The sequence below is a fragment of the Staphylococcus sp. 231237_7MaSpsaltlick genome (assembly GCF_043107035.1).
The window spans coordinates 1-1016 of the sequence record NZ_JBICNX010000163.1 but is presented as its reverse complement, the minus strand read 5'-3'; the positions used below and the strand labels follow the sequence as shown (position 1 = coordinate 1016).

Genomic DNA, 1016 nt, shown 5'->3' with positions numbered 1-1016 from the left:
TCATTCGTGCACCTCCTTGTGGTACGAGATTAGTATATCATTGGAGTTTCGAAAATGCAACACTTATTAAATTTAACGTTTCTTTTTTTATATTTTTATTAACTTGACATCTACATAAATATTTATTAATCTATAAACAAGAACAAGTGTTCGGTATTTATTATATTTCTATATAAGGAAGAAACACTTAGAGCAAAATAATCAACTTATCAATTGACTTTAGGTTTCTAATCGTGTAATATATGACACGTAACGTGAAATCTAAGGAAAGGGGAAAAATATGAACTATGAAAAATTAAAAGAAGCTATGAAAAAACGAAAAGTAACTAACACACAACTTGCTGAACACTTAAATATTGATAGGTCAACGCTTTATCGTAAACTTAACATGATAAATGGTAATGATTTCACATGCAGTGAAATGCGTTCTATATGCTTGTTTTTAGTTATCAGTGGAGATGAGTTTTTCGAATAACTTTTATTAAATTACGATATTAAGCGACGTCTTAAACATTTAAGTTTACAGGACGTTCCTTTTTTGGAGTTTAAGTGTAATATAGTGAACAAAAGATAGTTTGTTTGTTTATTATAGTGGAGTTGAGAAAGGAGAACACAAATGAATAAATCATTTTTAACAGCAGTTGGAATGTTGATAACATCTTCTATTGTTTTTGGATTGTTGTTTAACGATGGAATCAGTGGTTTATCAATAGGCACAATGATCAGTTTGTTAACTTTCATTTTCTTTGAATACTGTGATTTTTTTGCAATAAAAAAGACCGCTAGCAAGGGCTAATTTGCTAACAGTCATATATTTAAAAAATACGGATATCACTCTTTAATTATACCATTTTTCCTTAAGGAGTGAAAGTCTTGCAATACAAAATAATATCGACGGGTTCCAAAGGTAATGCAGTCTTAATCAATGATGTGCTTGTTGATTGTGGTATACCGTTTAAGCATTTGAAACAACATCTGTACGATGTGAAATATCTTTTGCTTACTCATATACACAG

2 protein-coding genes are annotated in these 1016 nt (G+C 29.6%); both read left to right on the top strand.

Features of this window, described 5'->3' with window-relative positions:
• Positions 1 to 280: 280 nt before the first annotated feature.
• Positions 281 to 475 (top strand): helix-turn-helix domain-containing protein, encoded by a 195-nt coding sequence (locus ACF91D_RS30645; RefSeq protein ID WP_119626939.1) that lies wholly within the window; start codon positions 281 to 283, stop codon positions 473 to 475.
• 141 nt (positions 476 to 616) lie between these two features.
• Positions 617 to 796, top strand: a complete 180-nt coding sequence (locus ACF91D_RS30640; RefSeq protein ID WP_119626938.1) for a hypothetical protein — start codon at positions 617 to 619, stop codon at positions 794 to 796.
• The last annotated feature ends 220 nt before the right edge of the window (positions 797 to 1016 follow it).